The 5,524-nt window shown below is 46.5% G+C and carries 9 protein-coding genes; all 9 read left to right on the top strand.

Annotated features, from left to right (window positions below; all coding sequences use genetic code 11):
- Positions 1 to 279, top strand: a 279-nt coding sequence (locus tag ULO1_RS14760; protein ID WP_159446860.1) for a hypothetical protein, incomplete at its 5' end; no start/stop codon positions are given.
- A gap of 253 nt (positions 280 to 532) precedes the next feature.
- A complete protein-coding gene (locus tag ULO1_RS08045) occupies positions 533 to 769 on the top strand; it encodes a Spo0E family sporulation regulatory protein-aspartic acid phosphatase (RefSeq protein ID WP_079933357.1) in 237 nt (78 codons plus the stop codon).
- On the top strand, positions 742 to 1,044 hold the full coding sequence (locus tag ULO1_RS15415; protein ID WP_079933356.1) for a LysM domain-containing protein: 303 nt from the start codon (positions 742 to 744) through the stop codon (positions 1,042 to 1,044). Before ULO1_RS08045 ends, ULO1_RS15415 begins: the two co-directional genes overlap by 28 nt.
- A 280-nt stretch (positions 1,045 to 1,324) precedes the next feature.
- The gene (locus ULO1_RS08035; RefSeq protein WP_079933355.1) at positions 1,325 to 2,470 is read left to right on the top strand and encodes a DnaD domain-containing protein; all 1,146 of its coding nucleotides are present in this window, start codon (positions 1,325 to 1,327) and stop codon (positions 2,468 to 2,470) included.
- Positions 2,451 to 3,773, top strand: coding sequence for a replicative DNA helicase (gene dnaB, locus ULO1_RS08030; RefSeq protein WP_079933354.1), 1,323 nt, complete (start codon positions 2,451 to 2,453; stop codon positions 3,771 to 3,773). The genes ULO1_RS08035 and dnaB overlap by 20 nt, the downstream gene beginning before the upstream one ends.
- Before the next feature lie 177 nt (positions 3,774 to 3,950).
- Entirely contained in the window at positions 3,951 to 4,331 is a 381-nt protein-coding gene (locus tag ULO1_RS08020) for a single-stranded DNA-binding protein (RefSeq protein WP_079933352.1), read from the top strand.
- 111 nt (positions 4,332 to 4,442) lie between these two features.
- Positions 4,443 to 4,775 carry a hypothetical protein gene (locus tag ULO1_RS08015; protein ID WP_079933351.1) on the top strand — a complete coding sequence of 111 codons (333 nt, stop codon included), beginning with the start codon at positions 4,443 to 4,445 and terminating at the stop codon, positions 4,773 to 4,775.
- Positions 4,776 to 4,880: 105 nt separating this feature from the next.
- Complete coding sequence (locus tag ULO1_RS08010; protein WP_079933350.1) at positions 4,881 to 5,267, top strand: RusA family crossover junction endodeoxyribonuclease; 387 nt, start codon at positions 4,881 to 4,883, stop codon at positions 5,265 to 5,267.
- Positions 5,258 to 5,404 carry a hypothetical protein gene (locus ULO1_RS14755; RefSeq protein ID WP_159446859.1) on the top strand — a complete coding sequence of 49 codons (147 nt, stop codon included), beginning with the start codon at positions 5,258 to 5,260 and terminating at the stop codon, positions 5,402 to 5,404. The genes ULO1_RS08010 and ULO1_RS14755 overlap by 10 nt, the downstream gene beginning before the upstream one ends.
- Positions 5,405 to 5,524: the final 120 nt, after the last annotated feature.

The following is a 5,524-nucleotide window of genomic DNA, read 5'->3' as shown; positions in this document are numbered from 1 at the left end:
CCGATTGATGACTCGCAACTGCCGACTAAAACGATAGACGTTGATCATGTCGAGCAAAACAGCAGGGTAGCAACTGACCAGTCCGGCAAAATTACGACCCAGCAGGCAAAACGGATGTTTGCTATAGCTAAAGGGGAGCAAGAGATCGTAAGGCAGGTCCTAAACGAGTACGGCTATCAGAGCAGTACCGAGGTAGACAAGGTTAAATACGACAAGATTTGTGCTCGGATCGAGGCGCTGGTGGCTGAAGCTGAAAGGGGTGAGGCAAATGATATGTAAATGCGGTGCAGAAATGAGAGAAGAACACGAAGAAATTGAATATATGGGCATTATATATACCCTGCCAATATCCTGGTATTCTTGCAAGGCATGTGGTCGGACGTACTCACCGGACGAGGAAGCGTGGACAAAGCCGAGGGTCGAACGATGCACTAAGGGCGCAAAGGCTGTGTTTGATGTAAACGAACCGCTACCGTTTTAATGTAAAACCGGCGGGCTAGTCCCGCCGGCCCTAAAAAAGGGAGGGATTAAAATGCATCCATTGGTAGCAATAGCAAGGCAAAAACGCAAACTGGAACGGCTATTTAACAAACATGGGACCATCCAGCATCCGGAAGTGATAGCAGCAAGCACGGCCCTGGATGTACTGGTTAATACCTATATGTTAAGTGCTTATGTAAAAGGGGATGCGACATTAGAACAAATTAGACAGGCGGCCAGGGAACTGGGGGAAGAAAAGCCATGCGGAAACGGAAAAAGTATCGCTTAAATTTAGTCGCAATTTTGGTCATAGTCTCCCTGATACTAAGTTTACTCAACTTTTATTCGGATTATGCATCGAGTTCTGAAAAAAGTTATACGACTTACATAGTAGCGCCTGGGGATACGCTCTACGGAATTTCAAAACGATTTTATCCTCACCAAAGGGACATTAGGGATGGAGTAGATCTCATCTGTGAGGCTAATAAAAAGGACGGGAAACCGTTGGAGCCGATGATCTTCCCTGGGCAAATATTAAAGATACCTCTTGGTGATGAAAATTGAGCAGGCGAAGAAAAAGTCGGCCGTCAAGCTATATGTTTATAGGGAGCAGCTGGTTGCAATGGCCAGTTGCTCCTGAACCGGCAAAATCAAAAGAAGTGAGTCCGGAGCTTAATCTAAGAATACCCTGCAACAAAAGGGTGGCCTGCCAGTGTCTGCGATGCAGCAACTTCAACGAAGGATATTGCCAGGCTTTATCCGCCGTTTGTGATCACGATGACTGTTGTCGGAGAAAAGTAGTAGCCACAACTAACTGCAGTATATTTAGGGGAGAGTGAAAAGGATGGCGCGCAAAAGATTTATTACCAGTGAAATGAGTACGGACGAAAAACTTGCATCTATAGCTGAAATTAACCCTACAGCCGCTCTTATGTGGCCCTGGTTTATAACCGCTTTTGATGACTGGGGACGCATGAGTGCAAACCCAGTTGAGGTAAAACTGACTCTGTTTCCCGCCTTTCCTTTCACCTCCAGGGAAATAGCGCAAGCCATTCAGTTGTATGATGAGTATGGTATAGCACATAAATACGAGGTTGACGGCAAGCCCTACCTGGCTATCAATCCCAATGTTTGGTTTAAGTATCAAACATACATAACAGCCGATCGCAAGAAGAAACAAGCATCAAAGTATCCTGCACCACCTAACCCGCCCTGGGAAAAACAGATTGCAGATAATCAGCAACAATCTGCGATAGTTGCAAACAATCAGCAAAAATCTGCAAACATTGCAGATAATCTGCAACAAACCCAGCAACAACCCACTAATATTGCAGATAATCTGCAACAAACAGCGACTCATGACCCACTTTTTGCAGATAATCTGCAACAATTGCAAAAAATTGTACCTTCACCTTCTCTTTCACTATCTCTTTCTAGTAATACAAATATAAATAATATACCACCAGCACCAGCTAATACAGAAAGTATAGATCTAGATAATACTGTGTTGATAGAAGAAACAGCTGCTGGTGGTGCTGGTGCTGAAAAGGTTACGGAAAAAGCCAAGCTGAAGCAAGGCATGCAGACGGTTTCGGAGATGCTGGCCAATGCAGGCATATTAAACCCGTCGCCATTTGCAGTTAAAAAACTGTATTTGTGGCTTGATGAACAGGGCTGGGATCTTGACATGCTCAAGGTGGCCCTGGAAGAAATGGCTATGACTAATACCAGAAATCTGAAGTATGTCGAAGGTGTCTTTACGCGCTGGGCGAATGAAGGCTTTAAGTCAGTTGCGGACGTGGAAGCCGACCGGCAAAGGTTTGCCTTGATCAAGACACCAAAAAAAACAAATAGCAAGTCAAGCCAGGTAAGCCAAAGTGAGCCTCCGCCAAAACAAAAGACTGAACAGGACGTCTACAACGAAAATCTTATGGTCCAGATGAAAAAGATCTGGAAGGAGGCTGGAGTAATTGCGGCAGACTCTTCCTAGCAACATCGACGCTGAGCAGTCTGTGCTGGGTGCAATGATATTGGCTGAAGAGGCCATCCTGGAAGTACAGCCATTGCTTGCTAAGAAAGACTTTTACAATGCTGCCCATGGCGAGATCTATGAGGCCATAATTACACTGCATGAAGCCAGGATCCCGGTAGATCTAGTAACACTGGGGGAAGAGCTGACCAAGAACGGCAAGTTAGAAAGAGTTGGTGGATTTGCTTACCTTGCCACATTAACAAATCAACTGCCTTCAGTTGCAAATGCTCGGTATTACGCTGAGATAGTTCGAGAAAAATCCATAGCACGTCAGTTAATCAGGCTGTCAGACATAGTAAAAGCCAAGGCAATATCATCGGACTACGAAGACATCAATGAGCTGATTCATGAGGCAGAGCGGGATATCTTCGGGCTTTCTGTAAGCGTTAAAAACACGAGTGGCTTGACCAGCGCCTGGGAAGTAACTCACCGGGCCATGGATGATATTTTGGAGCGAAAACCCAGGAATGGTGTTACTGGATTACCCACAGGTTTTTATGATCTCGATGCAATGACTGCAGGGCTGCACCCGAATCAGCTCATAGTTGTGGCAGCCAGACCAGCAATGGGGAAAACCAGCTTTGCTGTTCAAATAGCTATCAACAATGTTTTAAAACCGAAAAAACGAGTAGCATTCTTTTCTCTTGAAACCAGCAAAGAAAAGATAGTCGAGAAGATGATTGTAAACATAGCTAAGGTTGATGCTCAGGCAGTGCGTCTGGGGCTCCTGGATGAAACTGCAAACAAAAAAATCATTGATGCAGCAGGTCTAGTATCGCAATCAGGCTTAATGCTGGATGATACACCTGATATTTCTGTCCCGGAAATACTGAGCAGGTGTCGTAAGGCCAAATTAGAGCAAGGCTTGGATTTGGTGATCATCGACTACATTCAGCTAATCAAGCCTACTGGCAAGGGGAGAGAGACCAGGGAACGTGAAGTAAGTGAGATTACACGTGGCCTCAAACTTATGGCCATGGAATTAAAAACACCGGTGCTCGCATTGTCGCAGCTCAGTAGAGCTGTCGAACACACTCAGGATAAAAGACCGAGTCTCAGCCACTTGCGGGAATCAGGAGCTATTGAACAGGATGCCGACGTTGTTTTGTTCCTGTACCGACCGGAGTATTATTTCCCTGATACTAACAAAAAAGGCATTGCGGAGATAATCGTGGCTAAGCAGCGGGAAGGACCTGTTGGGACCGTAGAAGTCAAATTCGATAAGTATTGCACCAGGTTTTATAACCTGGAGAAGGGGTGATAGGGGTGGAGCATATTAGTTCGATCCTGAAGGCAGTTTTGCTTTGTGCTTATGCCAAAAGCAAATTGAAAGTGAGATGTTTGCGAGGAGTCAGAAATCTAGATATGGCCAGTCCAGTATGTCAGGAGTGCCTTTTGCAGGTAGAAAAATATTTAGGGGGACATAAGGAGGCTGCAAATGCTTAACAGAATCATTCTCATCGGGCGCCTGACCAGGGATCCGGAGCTGAGATACACCAACACCGGCAAGGCAGTGGCCAGATTTACTCTGGCAGTTGATCGGCCTTTCAAGAACCAGGCCGGAGAGCGGGAAGCAGATTTCATCAACGTTGTGGTCTGGGGCCAAATGGCTGAAAACTGCAGCAAGTATCTAGGCAAAGGCAAACTGGCAGCGGTGGACGGCCGTCTGGAAATTCGGTCTTTTGAGGGGCAGGACGGTCAAAAACGCTGGGTAGCCGAAGTTGCGGCTGAAACAGTTCGTTTCCTCAGCCCGCGGGAAAGCCAGCCGGAACCAGGCTGGAATAATGGATTGCAGGAAGCTGGGGACTTGCCATTCTAGCCAACTTGACAAGGCCCTGCCAGTAGGAGTGACCTGGTGTAGCACAAGCCAGGGCGGCTGTTCGAACCAGCACAGGGCCCCCAAAAAACAACTTTACCGGAGGTGAAGCTGATGGCAAAGGGGAAAAAGAACTCTCCCTGGTCCAACGGGGAAAACCGGCCAAACAGAGACAGAATCGCAAAGGAACATAAAAGCAAGCTCAGGAAATTCAACGACCTGTTTGCCAATCCATTGAGGGTTGTTGATATAAAGCAAGGGGTACTGGTTAGCCGGGATCCGGATCCGGCGTATTACCGGAGCTATACTCCTGAAGAGTGGGAGTTGTTGGAACGAATCAGACGGCTTGAGGAAGAAAAAATACAACTGCAAATTAAACAAGCTTGGGAAGAGAGGAAGGCCAGGTTAGGTTATGGCCAGAAAGTGAAGCAGAGGAGGGCGGGATAGTGACCAAATTAGGCCTAGTAATTGCATACATAATTGGAGTAGTAGTGCTGCTACTGCCTGTACTGGCGATGGAATTACAAATACGGAGGTTAAGAAAGATTCAGGATGAGCTACGAAAAAGAGATTTTTGAATTCGAGGTCCCCGGGCGGCCAGTGCCGGCCGTCCGGATGACGCAAAGAGGGAAATTTGTAAAGCAAAGAGCGCAGCAATACATAGCTTACAAAGAACTGGTCACCTGGTATGCAATAAAAGCTGGTATTAAGCGCATAAATGGACCAGTAGCGGTAGAGATAATTATCTACCTTGCAGACAAAAAAGCTGGCGACTGGGACAATTACGGAAAAGCTATAACTGATGCGCTAAACAAGGTAGCATACAAGGATGATAGGCAGATAGTGGACGGCAGAGTAATCAAGCGGCTCTGCGATAAAGGCGAGGAACGGGCAGTAGTTCGGATATGGAAGGTTGAGGAGGTGGAACGATGTGGCTAACAGCTATGAGCTTAATAGCAGCATTTCTGTTGGGTTGGATCATGGCGGCAGTCAGACTGGACAAAAAAGCCCAGGAACAATGCCTGGAATGTATCACTATGAGGGGCGTTGCCCATTTTGCAGATCAGGAGAAATAGTTGAGCTGAATGAGCTGGACCTTGGAGCATGTTTGAATTGCAAAAGGGTGGTTTAAGATGGAGATGGACAACCTTTTTCCCTGCAAAAGGTATTTTATGGACGTGGAACATTACAGGCGG

The sequence above is a fragment of the Carboxydocella sp. ULO1 genome (assembly GCF_002049255.1).
Classification (GTDB): domain Bacteria; phylum Bacillota.
The sequence above is the reverse complement of the archived record's forward strand: the minus strand, read 5'-3'. Positions and strand labels throughout refer to the sequence as shown.

Coding starts and splice junctions, on each gene's coding strand:
- ULO1_RS15415 (WP_079933356.1), top strand. CDS start 742: ATGCGGAAACGGAAAAAGTATCGCTTAAATTTAGTCGCAATTTTGGTC.
- ULO1_RS08010 (WP_079933350.1), top strand. CDS start 4,881: ATGAGCTACGAAAAAGAGATTTTTGAATTCGAGGTCCCCGGGCGGCCA.
- ULO1_RS08035 (WP_079933355.1), top strand. CDS start 1,325: ATGGCGCGCAAAAGATTTATTACCAGTGAAATGAGTACGGACGAAAAA.
- ULO1_RS14755 (WP_159446859.1), top strand. CDS start 5,258: ATGTGGCTAACAGCTATGAGCTTAATAGCAGCATTTCTGTTGGGTTGG.
- ULO1_RS08020 (WP_079933352.1), top strand. CDS start 3,951: ATGCTTAACAGAATCATTCTCATCGGGCGCCTGACCAGGGATCCGGAG.
- ULO1_RS08015 (WP_079933351.1), top strand. CDS start 4,443: ATGGCAAAGGGGAAAAAGAACTCTCCCTGGTCCAACGGGGAAAACCGG.
- ULO1_RS08045 (WP_079933357.1), top strand. CDS start 533: ATGCATCCATTGGTAGCAATAGCAAGGCAAAAACGCAAACTGGAACGG.